The sequence below is a fragment of the Dolichospermum heterosporum TAC447 genome (assembly GCF_024584745.1).
Classification (GTDB): Bacteria; Cyanobacteriota; Cyanobacteriia; order Cyanobacteriales; family Nostocaceae; genus Dolichospermum; species Dolichospermum heterosporum.
The window spans coordinates 5558630-5577622 of the sequence record NZ_CP099464.1; the positions used below are offsets into that span (position 1 = coordinate 5558630).

General features: G+C 40.6%; 17 protein-coding genes, 1 tRNA gene and 3 pseudogenes. 7 read left to right on the forward strand and 14 right to left on the reverse strand.

The window, feature by feature from the left end; translation table 11 throughout:
* The first annotated feature begins 232 nt into the window (after positions 1 to 232).
* On the forward strand, positions 233 to 805 hold the full coding sequence (gene lepB, locus NG743_RS25300) for a signal peptidase I (RefSeq protein ID WP_027401287.1): 573 nt from the start codon (positions 233 to 235) through the stop codon (positions 803 to 805).
* A gap of 45 nt (positions 806 to 850) precedes the next feature.
* Here lepB and NG743_RS25305 read toward each other — a convergent pair whose 3' ends face one another.
* Positions 851 to 1384, reverse strand: a complete 534-nt coding sequence (locus NG743_RS25305) for a ComEA family DNA-binding protein (RefSeq protein ID WP_193962861.1) — start codon at positions 1382 to 1384, stop codon at positions 851 to 853.
* Between the two features lie 51 nt (positions 1385 to 1435).
* Positions 1436 to 2641, reverse strand: a complete 1206-nt coding sequence (locus NG743_RS25310; protein ID WP_193962866.1) for an RNA-guided endonuclease InsQ/TnpB family protein — start codon at positions 2639 to 2641, stop codon at positions 1436 to 1438.
* A 204-nt stretch (positions 2642 to 2845) separates the two neighbouring features.
* Here NG743_RS25310 and NG743_RS25315 point away from each other — a divergent pair.
* Positions 2846 to 3031: pseudogene (locus tag NG743_RS25315) on the forward strand (transposase); the annotation flags it as partial.
* A gap of 127 nt (positions 3032 to 3158) precedes the next feature.
* Here the strand turns inward: NG743_RS25315 and NG743_RS25320 are convergent.
* Positions 3159 to 3530 (reverse strand): NINE protein, encoded by a 372-nt coding sequence (locus NG743_RS25320; RefSeq protein WP_257122179.1) that lies wholly within the window; start codon positions 3528 to 3530, stop codon positions 3159 to 3161.
* Between the two features lie 349 nt (positions 3531 to 3879).
* On the opposite strand from NG743_RS25320, the gene NG743_RS25325 reads away from it, so the two are divergent.
* A complete protein-coding gene (locus tag NG743_RS25325; protein WP_027401283.1) occupies positions 3880 to 4203 on the forward strand; it encodes a DUF1825 family protein in 324 nt (107 codons plus the stop codon).
* A 120-nt stretch (positions 4204 to 4323) separates the two neighbouring features.
* On the opposite strand, the gene NG743_RS25330 is transcribed toward NG743_RS25325, so the two are convergent.
* Positions 4324 to 6246 carry a transglycosylase domain-containing protein gene (locus tag NG743_RS25330; protein ID WP_027401282.1) on the reverse strand — a complete coding sequence of 641 codons (1923 nt, stop codon included), beginning with the start codon at positions 6244 to 6246 and terminating at the stop codon, positions 4324 to 4326.
* A gap of 173 nt (positions 6247 to 6419) precedes the next feature.
* Here NG743_RS25330 and tyrS point away from each other — a divergent pair, with 173 nt between their 5' ends.
* Positions 6420 to 7619 (forward strand): tyrosine--tRNA ligase, encoded by a 1200-nt coding sequence (gene tyrS / locus NG743_RS25335; RefSeq protein ID WP_027401281.1) that lies wholly within the window; start codon positions 6420 to 6422, stop codon positions 7617 to 7619.
* On the opposite strand, the gene NG743_RS25340 is transcribed toward tyrS, so the two are convergent.
* Entirely contained in the window at positions 7605 to 7874 is a 270-nt protein-coding gene (locus NG743_RS25340) for a hypothetical protein (protein ID WP_257121127.1), read from the reverse strand. The genes tyrS and NG743_RS25340 overlap by 15 nt on opposite strands.
* Between NG743_RS25340 and pyrF the strand changes: the two genes are divergently transcribed.
* Positions 7868 to 8581: an orotidine-5'-phosphate decarboxylase gene (pyrF, locus tag NG743_RS25345; RefSeq protein WP_193962864.1), complete on the forward strand. Its 714-nt coding sequence runs from the start codon at positions 7868 to 7870 to the stop codon at positions 8579 to 8581. The genes NG743_RS25340 and pyrF overlap by 7 nt on opposite strands.
* 212 nt (positions 8582 to 8793) lie before the next feature.
* Positions 8794 to 9435, forward strand: a complete 642-nt coding sequence (locus NG743_RS25350) for a hypothetical protein (RefSeq protein ID WP_257121128.1) — start codon at positions 8794 to 8796, stop codon at positions 9433 to 9435.
* A 94-nt stretch (positions 9436 to 9529) separates the two neighbouring features.
* Here the strand turns inward: NG743_RS25350 and sir are convergent, their stop codons facing one another.
* The 6 genes and pseudogenes from sir to NG743_RS25380 form a co-directional block, all read right to left on the reverse strand.
* On the reverse strand, positions 9530 to 11443 hold the full coding sequence (sir, locus tag NG743_RS25355) for a sulfite reductase, ferredoxin dependent (RefSeq protein WP_027401279.1): 1914 nt from the start codon (positions 11441 to 11443) through the stop codon (positions 9530 to 9532).
* A gap of 243 nt (positions 11444 to 11686) precedes the next feature.
* Positions 11687 to 11866, reverse strand: a pseudogene (locus tag NG743_RS25360) (IS4 family transposase); the annotation flags it as partial.
* Positions 11867 to 12099: 233 nt separating this feature from the next.
* Positions 12100 to 12531: a type II toxin-antitoxin system VapC family toxin gene (locus tag NG743_RS25365; protein ID WP_027401278.1), complete on the reverse strand. Its 432-nt coding sequence runs from the start codon at positions 12529 to 12531 to the stop codon at positions 12100 to 12102.
* Complete coding sequence (locus tag NG743_RS25370) at positions 12521 to 12799, reverse strand: hypothetical protein (protein WP_035081351.1); 279 nt, start codon at positions 12797 to 12799, stop codon at positions 12521 to 12523. Before NG743_RS25370 ends, NG743_RS25365 begins: the two co-directional genes overlap by 11 nt.
* Positions 12800 to 13342: 543 nt before the next feature.
* Complete coding sequence (locus NG743_RS25375) at positions 13343 to 14398, reverse strand: hypothetical protein (protein WP_027401277.1); 1056 nt, start codon at positions 14396 to 14398, stop codon at positions 13343 to 13345.
* Positions 14399 to 14416: 18 nt separating this feature from the next.
* Positions 14417 to 15274 (reverse strand): annotated as a pseudogene (locus NG743_RS25380) (hypothetical protein).
* 164 nt (positions 15275 to 15438) lie between these two features.
* Here NG743_RS25380 and NG743_RS25385 point away from each other — a divergent pair.
* A tRNA-Arg gene (locus NG743_RS25385) sits at positions 15439 to 15512 on the forward strand.
* Between the two features lie 52 nt (positions 15513 to 15564).
* Here the strand turns inward: NG743_RS25385 and NG743_RS25390 are convergent.
* Genes NG743_RS25390 through NG743_RS25400 form a run of 3 tightly spaced genes read right to left on the reverse strand, consistent with a single transcriptional unit; the run spans position 15565 to position 18927 of the window.
* Positions 15565 to 16443: a bile acid:sodium symporter family protein gene (locus NG743_RS25390; RefSeq protein ID WP_027401276.1), complete on the reverse strand. Its 879-nt coding sequence runs from the start codon at positions 16441 to 16443 to the stop codon at positions 15565 to 15567.
* A 6-nt stretch (positions 16444 to 16449) separates the two neighbouring features.
* Positions 16450 to 16584 carry a hypothetical protein gene (locus NG743_RS25395; RefSeq protein WP_255549976.1) on the reverse strand — a complete coding sequence of 45 codons (135 nt, stop codon included), beginning with the start codon at positions 16582 to 16584 and terminating at the stop codon, positions 16450 to 16452.
* Between the two features lie 3 nt (positions 16585 to 16587).
* Positions 16588 to 18927 carry an arylsulfatase gene (locus tag NG743_RS25400; protein WP_257121129.1) on the reverse strand — a complete coding sequence of 780 codons (2340 nt, stop codon included), beginning with the start codon at positions 18925 to 18927 and terminating at the stop codon, positions 16588 to 16590.
* Positions 18928 to 18993: the final 66 nt, after the last annotated feature.

Consider the following 18993-nt stretch of genomic DNA (forward strand, 5'->3'; position numbering starts at 1 on the left):
ATTGGTAATTGGTAATGGGTAATTGGTAATTAGTAATTGGTAATTGGTAATGGGTAATTGGTAATTAGTAATTGGGAAAATTCTTTCTCCCCCACTCCCCCCACTCCCCCCACTTCCCCCACTCCCCCCACTTCCCCCACTCCCCCCACTTCCCCCACTCCCCCCACTTCCCCCACTCCCCCCACTCCCCCACTCCCCCTGCCTCTTTTAACTCCTACTTACACTGTTAACTATGACTCCTCACAAAAGTGATATTAAAGATACTTCTTCACAAACAAAAATCTGGAGTAGTTGGCAGGAAAATTTAGTTTTAATAACTATTGCCCTGTGTTTAGCACTTCTAATTCGGACATTTATTGCTGAACCACGCCTGATTCCCTCAGAATCAATGTATCCTACCTTGCACACAGGCGATCGCTTAGTTGTAGAAAAAGTATCATACCGCCTTCATCCTCCCAAAATCGGCGATATCATCGTTTTTAACTCACCACCAGAACTACAAAGACGTGGATATTCTCAAAACCAAGCCTTTATCAAACGAGTAATTGGTGAACCAGGCGCAATAATTAGTATCGCCCAAGGCAAAGTTTACCTCAACGGTACAGCCTTAACAGAAGACTACATTGCCGAACCACCAAACAGCCCATTTCCAGAAATCAAAGTCCCAGAAGGCGCATTTTTCGTCATGGGAGACAATCGGAATGATAGTAATGATTCTCGCTATTGGGGTTTTGTCCCCAGTCAAAACGTCATCGGTCGCGCCACGTTCCGCTTTTGGCCTCTGGACCGCATCGGCTTAATTTAGTCCACTGACCACTGACCACTGACAAAGGGCGCAGGCCCTGCGCCCCTACGAAAAGCGTAAATAATACATCAATTGAGCGATCGCATCCCCAGATAATTCTAAACGTTGTTGAAAATCTGCTAAACTCCGGTAAGAACCAGCAGCCGTACGGTTTTCCACAACTATCTGTGCTAAAGATAAATCTATAAAAGGGATTTTGGCAAGACTTTCTACCGAAGCAGTATTAGGATTAATCGGCTGAGGTTTATCCAGGGAATTCTGATCATAATAATTAAAATTCAGCAAAGGTTTTAATGGTTCTAACCGTTGTACTGGCAAACCCAAAGCCGCCGCCACATCTTCAATACAGTAGAATACCACACCAGCGCGAGAAAGTTCCACAAGCGATCGCCCTTGGTGAATTGACAACCCAGGTAAACGCAGCCAATCATCCACAGTCGCCTGATTAGCATCAACACCCAAACCCAACTCAGCCGCCATTTGCACCTCTTCCCAGGACTGCAAACGATAATAGGGATCATTCATCAACTTAGCGCGAAGCCTTTGCAATTTCAGATTTAAAGGTAACCACTTACTCATTCTTAACCTGATCCTTTTACCAATCACGTGACATACTCCACACACTCCCTTTCAGGTGAGTGTGGGCTTCTCAACGACTCCTAATCCGGACATTGATTGAGCTTTAAGACCGTGTGTCCCACGGTTCTTGATGTTTATAGCCGCATTTATATCCCTGCACAAACTCGTATGACATACAAGACAATTGTGCATTCTTTGGGATAGCGGCTTTTTAACTTTGTTACCACAGATAGAACATTCTTGGCTCGTGCCGTTGGGATTTACAGCTATCACTTTCAAACCAGCATTTTCGGCTTTGTTTGAAAGTATGGTGATGAACTGTCCCCAACCAGCATCATTAACACTTTTAGCCAATCTTGTTCTAGTAAGTCCTTTTATGTTCAACTTTTCCACAGCAATAACATCGGACTTTTTGAGGAGATTATTTGCTGTTTTAAAGTGAAAATCTTTGCGGGTATCTGATACTTTCTTGTGTTGAATACCCAGTTTTTTAATAGCTTTTTTACGACGATTAGATCCTTTTTTCCTACGAGAGACGCGACGCTGTGCAGATTTTAATTTGCGTTCAGCTTTACGTAAAAACTTAGGAGATGCAATTCTTTCGTCGTCTGAGGTGACAATAAAATCAATTAGTCCGACATCAATACCAACAATATTATTAGCATTAAAATCGGGTTTCACCACTGGAACTGTTTTATCATCAAGGCTTAGAGTGACATAATACCCGTCCGCTTTTTTAGTGACAGACACAGTTTTAATATCAAATCCATCGGGTATTTGACGATGAACAATTACCTTTATATCTCCTATTTTTGACAGTGTAATCTTATTGTTAACAAAGTGATGTTGCTTGAATTGAGGAAACGTAAATGTTTTGTATTGCCCCGCACCTTTAAATCTAGGTCTGCCAGATTTTTTGCCGTTACTATCACCTTTCAACCATCTATCAAAAGCTAATTCAACTTTTTTAGAAACTTCCTGTAGCACTTGAGAATGGATTTCTTTGTACCAAGGACGGTCTTTTTTAAGTTGAGTCAATGATGCTTTTTGACTGTAATAATTAGGTTGTTCTTTTAATTCTGGTAAATGACAAACAACAAGAGAACATCTATTAATAGGAGAACGGTTTTGTTCATACCAATTAAACCGTTGAGCCAGCAAATAATTGTATTGATAACGCAATTTTTCTAGCGTTTCATCAATCTTTTTTGCTTGCTCTTTTGTCGGTTTCATTCGGTATTGGTATGATATCCGCACCTGCTTATTGCCTTTTCCTGATGTTGGTGTTACTATTTCAGTATACACCAATTAAGTAGGTGAACAGAAAAATTTAAAGGTATGTGAAGAAAAGTAAAATCACTCAAAACTCTCTTCCTGTTCCCAGTTAAGAGTTCCCTGTTAAGAGTTAAGAGTTCCCTGTTCCCTTCTCTCAACTTCTCACTTTAGCATAACAAGTACTGAAGAACCATAAATAATCTTAAATCAGTTTCTTCCAGGAAATTACGCCAAGAGTTCTCAGAACATTTAGCAAAAATTTACTGGAAAGATGTTTTTTGGAACGGGTCTTATTTTGTTGCTAGTTGTGGCGGGGTAACTATCTCAACATTACGAAAATATATTGAAAACCAAAATTCACCGGAAGAATAAGAAAGTGTTCATTTCCGACCTGTTCCCTTCCTTCGTGCTACGCACATTAGTCAGGGAACTGTCGTCGACTCACGCGCCATTCATCCCACGCTCCTAAGAGTGAGACGTGGGGCTTCTGTCGGGATAGCTAAATCTGATCCAACATCTGACGACGTTTTTGCTCAAACTCATACTCAGAAATTAATCCATCTTGACGGAGTGCTTCTAACTCACGCAAAGCATTAGCAACCGATTCCACTTGATTACCAACTGGTGGTGGTACTCTCGTTACCGACTCACCCAAATTAAAATATCGATCAAAAGTTTCTTCCTCTTGAGTTAAATACCAAACCCCTTCAATAGCACAAGCCACCTTGGGAATAGGTGTCCAAGACAACAAAACATATAGAATTCCCCAAAGTGGCTGTCCCAAGTAAAATTTATGTAAACCCGAAATCGTTAATGTGCCGGAAAATGCTAGAATAGCAGCAATAGTACGGCTTTTTCGTTTAGTGAATATCATTTTATCTATAACCGTTCTACTCAATTCGTCAACTAATGGGTCAAGTTACATAGATTAGTAGTAGGTTGGGTTGAGGTACGTATCCCTGACGGGAAGCGTTAGCCATGACCCAACAAATACGTCGGGTTGCGCTGTTGCTTCATCCAACCTACAAAAAATAATCTCCGCGTCTTTAGACCGGAGAGTGTCAACGAACTCTATACTTGAAGTCAAGTAGTGAAATTCGGGTAAAAACCCCTACTTTAACCGAAGTAGTTTCCCCAGATGAATCTTCTACAATAAAATAAGACATAGAGGCAAAATTCGGAGCTACTCAACTAATAGCATTAAGTTAAAGAAAAGCAAAATGGGATTCTTCGACTCTGAAATAGTGCAGCAAGAAGCCAAGCAATTGTTTGAAGACTATCAAGCACTGGTTCAACTTGGCAACAACTACGGCAAATTTGACCGCGAGGGCAAGAAGCTGTTTATTGAGCAAATGGAATCCATGATGGATAGATACCGCGTCTTCATGAAGCGTTTCGAGCTATCAGAGGATTTCATGGCACAAATGACCATGCAGCAACTAAAAACTCAACTAGGTCAGTTTGGCGTAACTCCACAACAAATGTTTGAGCAAATGAACGTGACCTTAGAAAGGATGAAAGCGGAATTGGAAAAAACAAAATGACTGAGAACTGGAAGCAGTGACAGTAGGGGAGGATAGAGAACTTTTGACTGTTCCCTGTTCCCTGTTCCCTGTTCCCTGTTCCCTGTTCCCTGTTCCCTGTTCCCTGTTCCCTGTTCCCTCTTAATTTGATTTAGGACGTGGAAACTGAGAAGTAGACTTAAACTTTTCTACAGGTACACCCTTGAGCGCCTTTGTCATAAAGTCCCGCCATATAGGGGCTACCATGACCCCACCAGTTGCTCCACGTGCCAGTTGTTTGCTATCGTCTCTCCCTACCCACACAGCAGTAGTTAACTGCGGTACAGTACCGATAAACCAAATATCCTTTTCTGAGGATGTAGTTCCTGTCTTACCAGCAGCAGGGCGACCTATTGCAGCATTTTTACCTGTACCTTCAGTCATTACTGAAGTCATAATATCAATAGTAGCTGCTGAAGCCCAAGGATCTAAAACTTGTTTTGGTTTGGGTGTATTATCGAGAATCACATTACCAGCACTATCGGTAATACGAACAATTACTGTGGGTGGTGACTGCCAACCATAATTAGCCAATGTAGCATAAGCACTAGTCATTTCTAAGGGAGTAACACCAATAGCTCCCAAAGGTAGAGAAGTAACTGGTTCCATTGGACTCATAATGCCCAAATTCCGGCAGGTTTCAATGACTTTATTCATCCCCACCGTTTTACCAAGTTTAATCACCGGAATGTTGCGAGACTGGGCAAGGGCTGTGCGAATTGACATTGCTCCAGCGAAACTACCATCGTAGTTTTTTGGATAGTACCAACCATTACCATCTTGATAACTAACTGGAGCATCTATGACTGTGGTATCAGGTGTATATTTACCAGTAGCAAAGGCGGCATAATAAACAAAAGGTTTAAAAGCCGAACCTGGTTGGCGTTGGGCTTGGGTGGCTCGGTTAAATTCACTGAGTTTATAATCTACACCACCGACAAGGGCTTTCACGAAGTGAGTGCGAGGGTCAATTGACACTAGCGCCATTTGATTCTTAGATAACCCTTGGGACTGAAGCTTTTCGTGCCATTCTTTGACGGTTTCTTCAGCCATTGTTTGGAATTTAGCATCAACAGTGGTTTGGACGCGCATTCCGCCTTTAAGCAAGGAATCACGACCAAATTTCTTCGCCAGCTCTTGAGCTACAGTATTGGTGATGTAAGGTGAGGCACTACCCTGAAAAGACCTGATCTTACCCAGTTTAATTGGTTGTTTCAGGGCATCATCATATTCTTTTTTGGTGATCCAATTTAACTCTACCATCCGCCCCAGAACTTCTTTTTGTTTCTGTTTGGCAAGTTTCATACTCGCAAAAGGGCTAAACTCTTCTGGAGCTTGGATTAAACCTGCCATCATAGCTGATTCACCCAAAGTTAAATATTCTGCTGATTTATTAAAATAACTGCGGGCTGCTGTTTGCACACCGTAATTGTTATGACCCCAATAAACTTGATTGAGGTACATTTCTAGAATTTCGTCTTTACTGAGGATTTGCTCTAAACGAATTGCTAGGACAGCTTCTGCCAATTTCCGCGTAAAAGCCCGTTTTTGAGATAAAAATAGGTTTTTAACTAATTGCATGGTGATGGTAGAACCACCTTCTTTCACACCTCCCGCTACCATATTAACTACTATGGCACGACCAACACCAGTGGGGTTAATCCCATGATGATCGTAAAAGTGACCATCTTCACTGGCTAAGACGGCGCGTTTGAGGTTGGGGGAAACTTTATTGAGGGGTACTACTTCTCGGTTAGCTTCCCCGTGGATACCAGTTAAAAGTTTGCCTTTTATATCGTATATGTAAGTTGTTTCCGAGGGGAAAAAGTTTTTTATTTGTCTAACATCTGGTAAATTACGGAAACTAATGGCTAAACCTACTAGTGTTCCCGCAACAATAGAGCTTGTTAGGAGTGTTATAGATAGCAAAGTACCGCCAGTTATCTGACCTACTCCCTTAAAGAACTCAAATCCAGATGAAGCCTGCTCTTGTGGTTGTTTGTTTGCAAAAGTCCTAGACGACACGGCGATCTCACTTCCTCACTTGTAAATTTAAATGTAATTCATTAAATGGAAAAAGGCAGTTAATTTTTTGCAATTATAGTAATCTGGCAGAAGAAAGGACAAATAATTGGTTTGTGAACATAATAAACTTAACTTTTAGTGTGGAAAGTATAGTTAATAGTGAATTTCTTAGTATGACGCAAAATTTCTCTTGGTTGCATCGTGGTGTGGCAGAAATTTTTCCGCAACCCCATGTTGGTGATAATGATACGGAAAGTTTGGAAAAGCGATTACTCAATTCTGACCGCCCTTTAAGAATTAAACTGGGTATTGACCCTACGGGAGCAGATATTCATTTTGGTCACAGCATACCTGTACGAAAGTTACGGGCGTTTCAAGATGCTGGTCACACAGCAGTTCTCATTATTGGTGATTTTACAGCCCGCATTGGTGATCCTACTGGTAAATCTGAGGTGCGTCGTCAGTTGACAGAAGCTGATGTAGCACAAAATGCCCAAACTTATCTTGACCAAGTCCGTCCTATTTTAGATTTTGATACACCTGGTAGACTTGAGGTACGTTATAACTCAGAATGGCTTTCTCGTCTAGATTTGGGGAAAACTTTGGAGTTACTTTCAACGATGACCGTAGGACAGATGTTAGCCAAGGAAGGTTTTGCGGAACGTTATAAACAAGAGAGTCCGATTTTTCTTCATGAGTTCCTGTATCCACTGATGCAAGGTTATGATTCTGTGGCTGTGGAGGCTGATGTAGAACTGGGAGGGACTGATCAAAAATTTAACATTGCTGTGGGACGAGATTTACAACGCCATTTTGGTCTGAAGCCTCAGTTTGGATTGTTATTGCCAATTCTTATTGGTACTGATGGTGTCCAAAAGATGTCTAAGTCTTTAGGTAATTATGTGGGGTTGGGGGAACATCCTTCCCAAAAGTATCAAAAATTTCAAGGTGTACCGGATAATTTACTGTCACAGTATTTTGAATTGCTGACGGATTTACCTTTGGATAGTTTGCCAGAAAACCCGCGCCACGCCCAAGAATTTTTAGCTTGGGAAATTGTCTGTCAGTATCATGGTGAACAGGTGGCTAATGAGGCGAAGGAAGCTGCGAAAAGTGGTGGTAAGGAGGGAACGTTACCGGAATTTTCTCTGGCTGCTATTCCTCAATTTCCTGCTAAATTAGCTTTTATTCTTGGTGCTACCGGTTTATGTAAAAGCGGTGGCGAAGGAAAACGCAAAATCCAAGAAGGTGGTGTGCGCCTAGATGGAAATAAAATTACTGATATTGATACCTCTTTTTCACAACCTAGCGAATTAAACGGTAAAGTTTTACAAGTTGGTAAAAATAAGTTTGTGCGTTTAGTGGCAGGATAGGGAACAGAGAACAGGTGACAGGTGACAGGTGACAGGTGACAGGTGACAGGTGACAGGTGACAGGTGACAGGTGACAGGTGACAGGTGACAGGTGACAGGTGACAGGTGACAGGTGACAGGTGACAGGTGACAGGTGACAGGTGACAGGTGACAGGTGACAGGTGACAGGTGACAGGTGACAGGTGACAGGTGACAGGTGACAGGTGACAGAAAGAAGATGCTTCCCAATGACCAATGACCAATGACCAATGACAACTGACAAAATTATTGTTCCTTTAGATGTACCAGATTTAGATAGTGCGATCGCTCTTGTTGATAAACTTCCTCAAGTCACTTTCTGGAAAGTTGGTTTGGAGTTGTTTACTAGCACAGGTCCCAAGATTCTGGATATCCTCAAATCTCAAGAAAAGCGGATTTTCCTCGATTTGAAATTTCACGATATCCCCAATACTGTTGCTGGTGCTTGTCGGGCTGCGGCTAGTTATGGGGTGGATTTATTGACAATTCACGCAACTTGTGGTAAAGATGCTTTAAAAGCGGCGGCGGAAGCTGTGCAAATTGGGGCGGAAAAAGCGGGAACAAAACCACCGAAATTAATCGCTATTACGTTGTTAACCAGTATTTCGGCGCGACAATTGGCGTTTGATTTAAAAATTCCCCTCGAATTGCCAGAATTTGCTTTAGAAATGGCACTATTGGCTCAAAATTCTGGTTTAAATGGGGTCGTTTGTTCTCCCCAAGAGGTCCAACAATTAAGAACAAGTTGTGAAAAGGATTTTTTACTGGTTTGTCCAGGAATACGACCAATTTGGGCTGAGAAAGGAGATCAAAAGCGATCGCTCACTCCCTCCCAAGCTATCACAGCCGGTGCAGATTATCTAGTTATCGGTCGTCCCATTACAGCGGCGGCTGAACCTGAGTTAGCCTGGAATCAGATTGTTGAGGAGTTAAAAACAGTGTGATGAACAAAGGAGTCTGTAGGGGGTAGAAACGGTTTAGTAATGCTCAATAGACACGCCAGGGAATAAATTCCCTGTCTCATAGCTCAAGTCCGTTAAAACGGACTAATAAATTTTCCAAATATTTAGTCATCAAAAGACAACTTTCGCTATTAGCAAGGAACTTGAGTTCCTTGCGGGATATAGGTTTTACTTTCAGTTGACACTAATGAGCAATGCTAGACCCTCAAAAAAAGGTATATTTCTCCACTGCTTTGTGGTTTTCGTGGTTGATAATCTGTAGTTATTTTCACTCCCCAGTAATTGCTAAAAATATTCCTTCTCAACCTATAAATCCCGAAATTAGTAATTCCTGTTCTGAGCAAAGGTTGGAAACTTTAACAACGCAGATGATGCTGGATTTACCTAGCTATACTAACCGGGTGATTCAACGTTCTCGTCGTCTTAAACGGAGTGTTGATACTTTTTCCTATATATTGGCTGCGGGTAAACCAGAGTTTAAATCTTTACCATTAAATCCAGGTATTGATAATGGAGACAAGTATAATATGGAGGGTGTAAGACAGGTTTTTTTTACTACATTAGAACGGAAATATATTCATAAAAAAGCTGTAGAATTACAAGAATTCCATCGGCTATTTTTAACAAAAACTAATATTGGCTGGACTGTGGTAATGATGTTTTCCCAAACTAGTAGTTATCCAGTCAAACCACCTATTGCACCACCCAGGGATAGTAGTAATAGTGCGATCGCTCAAAGTGTTAAACTGTGGTTACGAGATTGTCAAACAATTGACACAGGAAAATTCAGGAGTAGGGGCGCAGGGCTTGCGCCCAATCAGGATTCAGGCGTTTGATGTGTAGGGATTTAGCAGTGCTTATTGGTGTCAACTTAAGCTAAATCCCTACCGATAGGATAAAGAATCTCAGCGGCTTTAGCCGCTGAGATTGTTAAAGAGTTTGGAAATACTTCTCCAAAGCCTCATGTACCAAATCAGTCATCGGTCGTTCTTGTTTTTCCGCCGTTTCCTTGAGTTGAGCGTAAAAATCATCCCGCAGACTGACACGGTGACGGGATTTACCACTGCTGGTAGAGTCTCCTGGGGTGTATTCAGCCACAAATTCCCGAATCGCATCAAAACCCAATCTGTCGCAAAAATCCCCAAAACTTTCTTTTGGTGTGCGGAACTTTTTAAAGAAGACAAAAATCGGTTCTAGGAAACTTTCAATATCATCATGGTGCAATTTTTCTGTAAAAGGTTGTGCTAACCGGGTTTGATGTGGTGAACCACCCAACCAAACTTGATAGGATTCTGGCGCACTACCCACTAAACCCAATTCTGCCATATAAGGACGAGCGCAACCGTTAGGGCAACCAGTCATTCTGACCACAAAATGTTGATTTTGTAACCCCAGTTTATCTAATAAAGCCCTAATTCTCTCTAAAATACCCGGTATTGCTCGTTCTGATTCCGTGATTGCTAAACCACAGGTAGGTAAAGCCGGACAAGCCATAGCATAGCGGGTTAATGGTGCTATTTGATCAGGGTCAGCAACAACGCCGCAGTTATCCAAAATCTCTTGAATGGCTGCTTTGTCTTCTGGTGCGATGTCGTAAAACAGCAGGTTTTGATTACCTGTGAGGCGAATTGGCAGGTTAAATTGTTCAACAATTGTCCGCAGGGCGGTTTTGAGTTGAAATGTGCCATCATCTTTGACACGCCCGTTATCAATAGAAATACCTAAGAAGAGTTTACCGTCTCCCTGTTCATTCCAGCCCAAAAAGTCCTTATATTTAAACTGGATTAGGGGTTTAAATGGTTCGAGTTTTTTGCCAAGGTATTCTTCTACTTGAGTGCGGAATTTATCTACACCCCAATCATTAATTAAGTATTTTAATCTCGCGTGTCGTCTGTCGGTGCGATCGCCATAATCTCGTTGTGTCGCAACTATAGCTTTTACAAGATTATATACATCAGCTTTGGCTACATAACCGATAGGATCAGCCGCTCTAGCAAAGGTTTCTTCCTTATTATGAGTTCTCCCCAAACCACCACCAGCAAAAATATTAAATCCTGCTAATGTGCCTTTTTTATTGGTAATCACTACCAAAGTCAAATCTTGGGAATATAAATCAACAGAATTATCTCCCGGAACTGTGACGCAAATTTTAAATTTGCGAGGCATATAGTGAGTTCCATAGATAGGTTCTACGGAATCATGAACAATAGTACCATTACCGTTGCTGTGTCGGGCTGCTTTAACATCTGGATGTTCTTCGGCGCTAACGGCTTTTTCCCCGTCTAACCAAATTTCGTAATAAGCACCGGTTTGGGGAGAAAGTAAATCAGCGATATTTTGGGCATATTCCCAAGCATACTGATATTCTGAGCGATTTTTAAAGGGGGCTGGCGGAGCCATGACGTTGCGGTTAATGTCACCACAAGCGCCCAAAGTTGAACCGAGATTTTCGACAATTGTAGCGATCGCCGCTTTCAGGTTCTTTTTCAGGATACCATGTAGTTGAAAGCCTTGGCGAGTAGTAGCTCTGAGGGTATGATTACCATATTCATCAGCCAATTTATCCAAAGCCAAATATAGCTCTGGGGGTACTAACCCGCCGGGATTTTTTGTCCGCAGCATCATTTGGTAATCTTTTTCCTGACCCTTGACGCGGTTATCACGGTTATCCTGTTGATAAGAACCGTGAAACTTGAGAATCTGAATTGCGTCTTCAGTAAAGTGGGTGGTGTCTTGGAGGATTTCCGTCGCCACAGGTTCACGCAAAAAATTACTATTTTCTTTGATACCTTCAACTTTAGAAGGCTTACGATTAGTTACAGGAGAAGCAGCAGAGTTAACCATTACAGTAGATACTTGTGTCAAAAAATAAGGCGTAAGTTGAAGCAGGTAAAAGGGGTAAGAGACGGATGCAAACCCCGAAAAATCGGTCGGAATTATGAATAATATTTTAATTTTAACATGGTGAGAGGCCAGCTTGATTCATGATGTAGCTTATCATTTTAGTTGACACTGAGATTAATATTTAATATACTCATACCATAACACGCTGGTATCGAGTGTCAACGTCCTTGATATTCCCTCCTATGCTGTCAGAAACTGCTCTAACAATGGGAAATAGAAGGTTTCGGCGTTGATTTTGGGATTGTGGATGAAGTGGTTTAAGCGCTCCACGTGGCTGCGGGCTTTGCAGTATCAATGACTCAAATAGGGCAACCAATGACTTAGACAGGCACTCTGAGCTTGTAAAACTGCCGCTACATTTTCACATAGGGACTTCCAATTAAAAAAATCCCCAAAAGTTTCTTGTGGTGCGGGCATACTATGGCTAACGCCACGCTACGCGAACGACAAGCTCAGCACAAGTCTTGCCCGCTAATTACCAAGGACAGGCAGGATGCCCATCCCACAAAATTGGGTAATTTATTTTTTGGTAATCCCATAATACCTGAAAGATGTCTTTGGTCTTGGGGATGAATTCATTGACTTACTTGCGCTTATTACAAAATTTTAATAAATCCCATACCACATTGTAGAAAATGATCATCTTGAGTCAGAATATATTGAATTTTTAATTGTTCCATAATTATCATAGAAGTTAAATCTGTAAATGATATATAAGGTTTATCGTTTAATTTTTTTCTTAATTCATAAGCTAGTTGAAATTTATCAGTTGTCACCTGTTCAATTTGCAAATTACCTAATTCGGCGGATTGCATGATACCTTCAATAAAAGTTGTAGCCTCCTGAAAGTTTTCTCTTTTAAATAATAAAGAAATTAATTCATCTAAAACATAATCACTGGTATATATCAAAGTTTTTTGTTGTTTTAATTGACAATAGAGTTCTTTGACGGATTGATGATAATTATCTCTACGATGTCCTAAAGCTAACCATCCCCAAGTATCAATAAAAATAGACTTATATTTCATTATGATCACCCAAACCATATAGTTCTTCATCAATATTATCTGTTGATATTGGTTCTCCTGAAAGAATACCAATAACACTTAATAATGGATCTTCTATTTTTTCTCTATCTGTTAATTCTCTTGGTTCAAAAGATTTTGATAAGGCAATATCTTTAATTATTTCTGTAAGTATAGCTGAAAATTCCTCTTTATTTTCAGAAAAAATCTCTATTATTGCTTCTTTAAGGGTTTGTTTAAGTTGATTGTGTTCTAAGGATAAGTTAGACATAATAACCTCTATAACATCTATTAAATTATAACCTGTTAAAACAGGTTTTCGCTTTGAGCCTGAAATTTATTTCAAGATTCATAATTCATTGCTTTTAATACTCGTTCGATTTGCTTGGGTGCGTCAATTTGTTCTAGATTCCAAAGATACAAAGGAACAGTAGAACCCGATTTATTAATGTTTTAAAATGTTCGCCATATTTTGTTATTAATAAAAAGTTCAAACCTTTATCACATCTATATTTCAAAATTAGAAATTATTTTTGTGATTCCCCATTTAATAGAAGCGGGTTATAACCAATCTGCAAGAGCCAAAAATAATAACCACTCACCCTGATTGAGAATAAAAAGGGACGATTTTCGACTACTCATTATCTCCCCCTCAAGGAATTCTAAATCCTCCAAAAGCCTATACTGTCTTCATTTTGACTTTTGACTTTTGACTTTTGACTTCCGCCTTGCGGTACTAGTCGTTTTGCATTATTTTTATGAGCTAGTGGTTAGAGTAGTGAACTACTCTAACCAGCAAGTACCTGCATGACCTTTAGACTAGAGACAAAGAGTAGACTTGACCATCAATTAACAGTCTGGTAATCCCCTTAGCTTGTAAATGGCTACTAGCCTTATGGAGCATTTGACTATCGGGGACTTTAATCACGCGATCGCGCTTAGTAGAAAAGCGTTTAGCCACACGATGATTATCAAAAATCGGCAGTGTTTTCTGTTGATTTTCCAGACTCGGAATCAGACCCAAATCACCAAAGTCCTTGAGTGGACGGGTAATTAACTCCGCAGAGCGATCAATTACCAAATAGCAAGTTTTTGGTAAATGGGCAACCGACAATGGTAAAACCTGAACAGATACTTCCCCATTTCCGCGTCTGGTAACTAGGGGTTTTGGGGCTTCATAGTCTTCGTCCTCAAAATCCTCCTCATCCTCATACAAATCATCATCTAAATCGTCATCCAAATCATCAGGTTCATCCAGCAAATCCTCATCCAAGATTTCCGCAAACAAATTGGGCTGTGAATATGGAGATTCTACATCTATCTTAGATTTGGGGACAATTGGTGTTTCTGTCGGCTTGTGTCTGACAATTTCTAATTCTTTGACAACAGGAGTTTCCTTAATAACGGGAAGTTTGGGTTTTTCCACGGCTGAGGAGCGTGTTTTTACCCGTCTAATAACTGGAATAGGGTGAGTAAAATCAGAATCACCTTCTGGTTCTGGTTCTGGTTCTGGTTCTGGTTCTGGTTTTAGTTCTGGTTCTGGTTCTGCTGCTATTGTCGGCTGTTCTAGTTCTAGATCAGATAACCTCTCCACCGTATCAGCAGTGCTAGAAATTTCCACTGTCAATGGTGGTTGATTCAACAGCGGTAACTGCTCATAACTTACCTGCGCTCTGCCTTCAGGGGTTCTAGCAGCACGTTTTAAAGAAACGAGAAATTCATACTCTTCTTCTGGTAAGGTACTTTTGAGCAGTCGGCTAATTGTGGAATTACTCACACCATAGCGTTCTGCCAAAGTCGAGGTTGTTTCGGCAGTTTCTCGATATAGCTTGAGAATTTCTTGTTTGTCAGAATCTGTTAATTTTCTCACGGTAGACACCAAAATTTGTTAAGTTCGTTTGCGTCCACGGTCTCGGCGTTTAAGACTCAATGATGCGTCATATTCTAGGACAGCACCCAGACCGAATAACACTCCACTAAACACCCAGAATACTTCTAGTATGTCTCCACTTTGATAATCCGGTCTTTGAGCGAATTTAAACCACATATCTGCAATGTAGAGCGAAAATGCGGCTGCGGCAGTCATTCGCCAAGACAAGGAGACTGTACCTACCCAAAAAGCCAGTAGCATAGTTGTGGCAATCATTAGTAACGCCACATCGCTAACTATGTAAAACAAATTCAGCAAAAAGGCAATTTGTTCAGTTGATGCTTTTTCCTTTTGAGAAATCAACCAAGCTAGAAAACTGCCTAATGCTCCAACTGCCGCCACAATTAGCCACTGCCGTGCTTCCAGGTTAATTCGGCGAGAAACCAAGGCTAAAGCCATACCATTCCCTAAACATAAATATGTGAGGACAAAAAATATATCAGCAATAGATACATCTGGATCTTGTTTTAGGACGATTTCTGTATAGCCGAAAACGAGTCCACCTATAAAATAGGCAAACATTCCTAACCCGATTGACAGCCAGACTTTTCCACTACTAACCATTTGGGTACTCCGCTAGTTCCTCCAGCATAAGAGACTTGCGACCAAATAAGCCACAGCTTTAAAAATATTTGTGCCAATTACATACCACTGAGCGTGGACTTCTATTCCTCTTTGCACTGGGTCGGGGATTTTGGTACTAAACAACAAAAAGTATAACAATGCTAAGAAAGCCCAGCTAACACCAGCTAAAACAAGATTTTGAGTAGTTGATAGGGACTTAACGGCAGATGAATTATCGTAATATCTACTCATAGAGACTAACTAAGTAAATGCTCTGAATGTAATATTTTTTGCACATTGAATAAAATATAGCAGATGGCAGATCAATATCACTTGCAGTTTATTACGAAACTAGGAAACTTTTAATTTCCTCTTGCCTATTTAGACAATTTTAGATATAATGGTAAAGGTTTCATGGGTACGTAGCTCAGTTGGATAGAGCATCCGCCTTCTAAGCGGACGGTCACAGGTTCGAGTCCTGTCGTACCCATTAACTTAAAACCCTTGCAACTGCGAGGGATACAATCATTTTAATGTCATTACTAAACTTCAAGCTGCTTTATTTCCGCACCCATACCTTCTTCTTGATCTAATTCTGTTAGATTTTTACCCAAAATTAGAACTGAAACCATCATTAATAAACTCGTCACCATAATCACACTGATCACATTCGGATTATCAAAATTGCTCGTACCTATTAACAATGCTGCGGCAAAATTACGTTGTGCAGTTCCTACTCCTAAAACTCTTTGAGTATCAATACCAGGACCACCCAACAAATAACCCACAGTAAAAGAGAAGATAATAAAAATAGCACAAATAAAGATCACTCCAGTTTTCAATAAAACAAGAATTTCATTGAAGTGTACTATCAACCTCACTCCTAAACCTAAAAGCAATCCAAAATTAGATATTTTGAAAGTAATTGTTTGGAGATTTAAAGCGATATCTTGATATTTTGCCTTAATTAATAATCCAATTCCCAATGGTGTTAGCATCATTAATATTAAAGGTTTAGCAATATCCCAAGAATTGACTTCTACACCTTGCAAAACTAATGGTAATACAATCGGCATATAAAAAATAGTGCCGAACATTAACATCATCATCAACCCTGTAGAAAAAGCTAAATTCCCCTTCACTATTTGGGCAAGTTTAGGTAATGCTGGAGGACCTGATGCTAATGCCATGATAATAAAACCATCTTTCACAGGTTCATTAACAGGTATTACTTGCAGCAACAAATATACAAAAAGTGGCACTAGAACAAAATTTGTTAATAGCGATAAAAAAACCAAACGGATATTACGAAGAGGTTGCCAAATCTGCTGTAAAGTTAACTTTAAACCTGTACCAAACATAGTAGCAACAACAAAAGCCAAAAATGCAATTTTGTCAAGGATAGGGATAATTTCGTTCATAATTTTTTATTTCACTTTCAATAAATCTGTAGGTTGGGTTAAGCGATAGCGCAACCCAACAAACGTCGGTAAACGTTGGGTTTCGTTCCATTGCTCCGCAACGCTGACGCGAACAACCCAACCTACATTTGCGTGAGACAAAAATTACTTCAAATTCAAAGTAACTTTCTGTAAATTACCTGTGAATGCAAACGGTACTTGATAAGTTTCCACAATCGGAGTACCTGTATCTCTACCAACATCAAAAGTTTCATTTAAAGCCAAACGGTAGGGTAAAGTTTTTTCAATCCGACCCTCAGCTACCTGTTGATCATTAATAAATAACTTCCCATTTCCACCAGCACCAACTTCACCACCGTCATAATCAAAATTAAATCTGATTGTTGATTTACCTGGGGGTAATTTTTCAGGAGATTGAATAATGTAGCGTTCCGAATTTACAAAGTTGTAAACGTAAGTTGGTTTACTATCTTCGAGGAAAAATCCCCAACCAGCAAAACGTCCACCTTGAGTTAAGAGAACACCTTCTGCACCACTTTCGGGAATTTCCACATCAGCGGTAATACTAAATGATCTATTTTTTAAACTTGGGGCGCTACCTTCGGGAATACTGACTCCACTAGAATAGTAAGTAAAAGTTGTGCGTCCTGCGGCCGGGGAAGGACGACTTTGAACATCAAAACGTTCAGAAAGGCGATCATCTAATGGTAGAACTTTGTGTTTACGGGCTTCTGATAAAAACAGTTTTTGCAGTTTTTGCAGTTTTTCTGGATTTTCAGTTGCTAGATTATTCGCTTCGCTGAAATCTTCCTCAATGTTGTATAGTTCCCAAGGATCTTTCTCGAAGTCAGCATTAATTGTACCTTGCCAAGGTAATCGAGGATGACGAGCCGCAGCTACCCATCCCTCATCATAAATAGCGCGGTTTCCGAACATCTCGAAATACTGGGTTTTACGCTCAGAAGGAGCATCAGAACTATCAAATGTGTAAACTAGGCTAGTACCTTCTAGTTTCTGTTGTTTTACCCCGTTAACTTTAGTAGGTGCAGTAATTCCCACAGCTTCAAAAATAGTTGGCGTAATATCAATAACATGATGGAATTGGCTACGAAGTCCGCCTTGATCTTTAATGCGATCGCCCCATGCAATAATTAAGGGGTTACGAGTGCCACCAAAGTGAGAGGCTATTTGTTTTGTCCATTGAAAGGGTGTTGTACCTGCCCATGCCCAAGCTGCATGATAATGATTAAAGGTTTTGGGACTACCTAAGTCATTTAAAGAAGCTAATAGTTGTTCTCGACTTTCGGGTACTTTATTAAAAACTTTTAATTCATTGACGCTACCTGCTAAACCACCTTCTGCACTAGCACCGTTATCACCAACAATGTAGAAAACTAAGGTATTGTCTAATTCCCCGATTTGGTCAATGGCATTAATTAATCTTCCTACTTCATGGTCTGTATATGCTAAAAATCCCGCAAATACTTCCATTTCATGGGCATAGATTTTTTGATCATCTGGAGATAAGGAATCCCACGCTGGTAATTCTTTGGGACGGGGAGTAAGTTGGGCATTAGCAGGAATTACACCCAGTTGTTTCTGACGCGCAAAGGTTTCTGCTCGTAATTTATCCCAGCCTTGATCAAATTTGCCTTGATACTTGTCTATCCAGACTTTGGGGGCGTGATGAGGTGCATGGGTAGCACCGGTAGCCAAATAGGTAAAGAAAGGCTTATCGGGGGCTATAGACTGTTGAGAATGAATCCAGGCGATCGCATGATCTACTAAATCTGGAGTCAAATGGTAATCAGGATTATTGGTTGGTGGTGCAATCCGCTGGGTATTTTCTACCAAAGCCGGACTCCATTGGTTAGTATCACCACCTAAGAAACCGTAAAAATACTCAAATCCCAACCCTGTCGGCCAGCGGTCAAATGGACCAGCCGCACTGGTTTCATAATCTGGTGTATTGTGCCATTTACCGAAAGCTGCTGTGTTATAACCATTCTGCCGTAATACTTCCGCTACAGTAGCAGCGCTCTTGGGTAAAATAGTTGTGTAACCGGGAAAGCCTGATGCTAACTCTGCAACTACACCTGTACCCACTGAATGATGATTGCGTCCAGTTAATAAAGCTGCTCTGGTAGGTGAACAAAGGGCTGTAGTGTGGAATTGGTTGTAACGTAATCCTTTTTCAGCCAAATGAGTCAAATTCGGAGTTTCTATAGCACCACCAAATGTACTCGCTTGCCCAAAACCTACATCATCCAATAATACTAATAGTACATTGGGGGCTTTTTCCGGGGCTTTAATTGGTGCGGGAAAATCCGGTGTTGACTCTTTGTAAGTTATACCGATTTTACCTTTAAAAGACGGTGGATTAATCGGTAATACTTTTCCTGTATCTGCTAGGGCGGGGCTTGTTACCATCAACCATGTGATGAGGAAAGATAGAGACAGCACCTGTATAATTGAATGTGACATACAATAACCTTGTATAAAAAATCTGCAACTTTGCGCCTTTGCGTCTTTGCGTGAGGCTTAATCTTT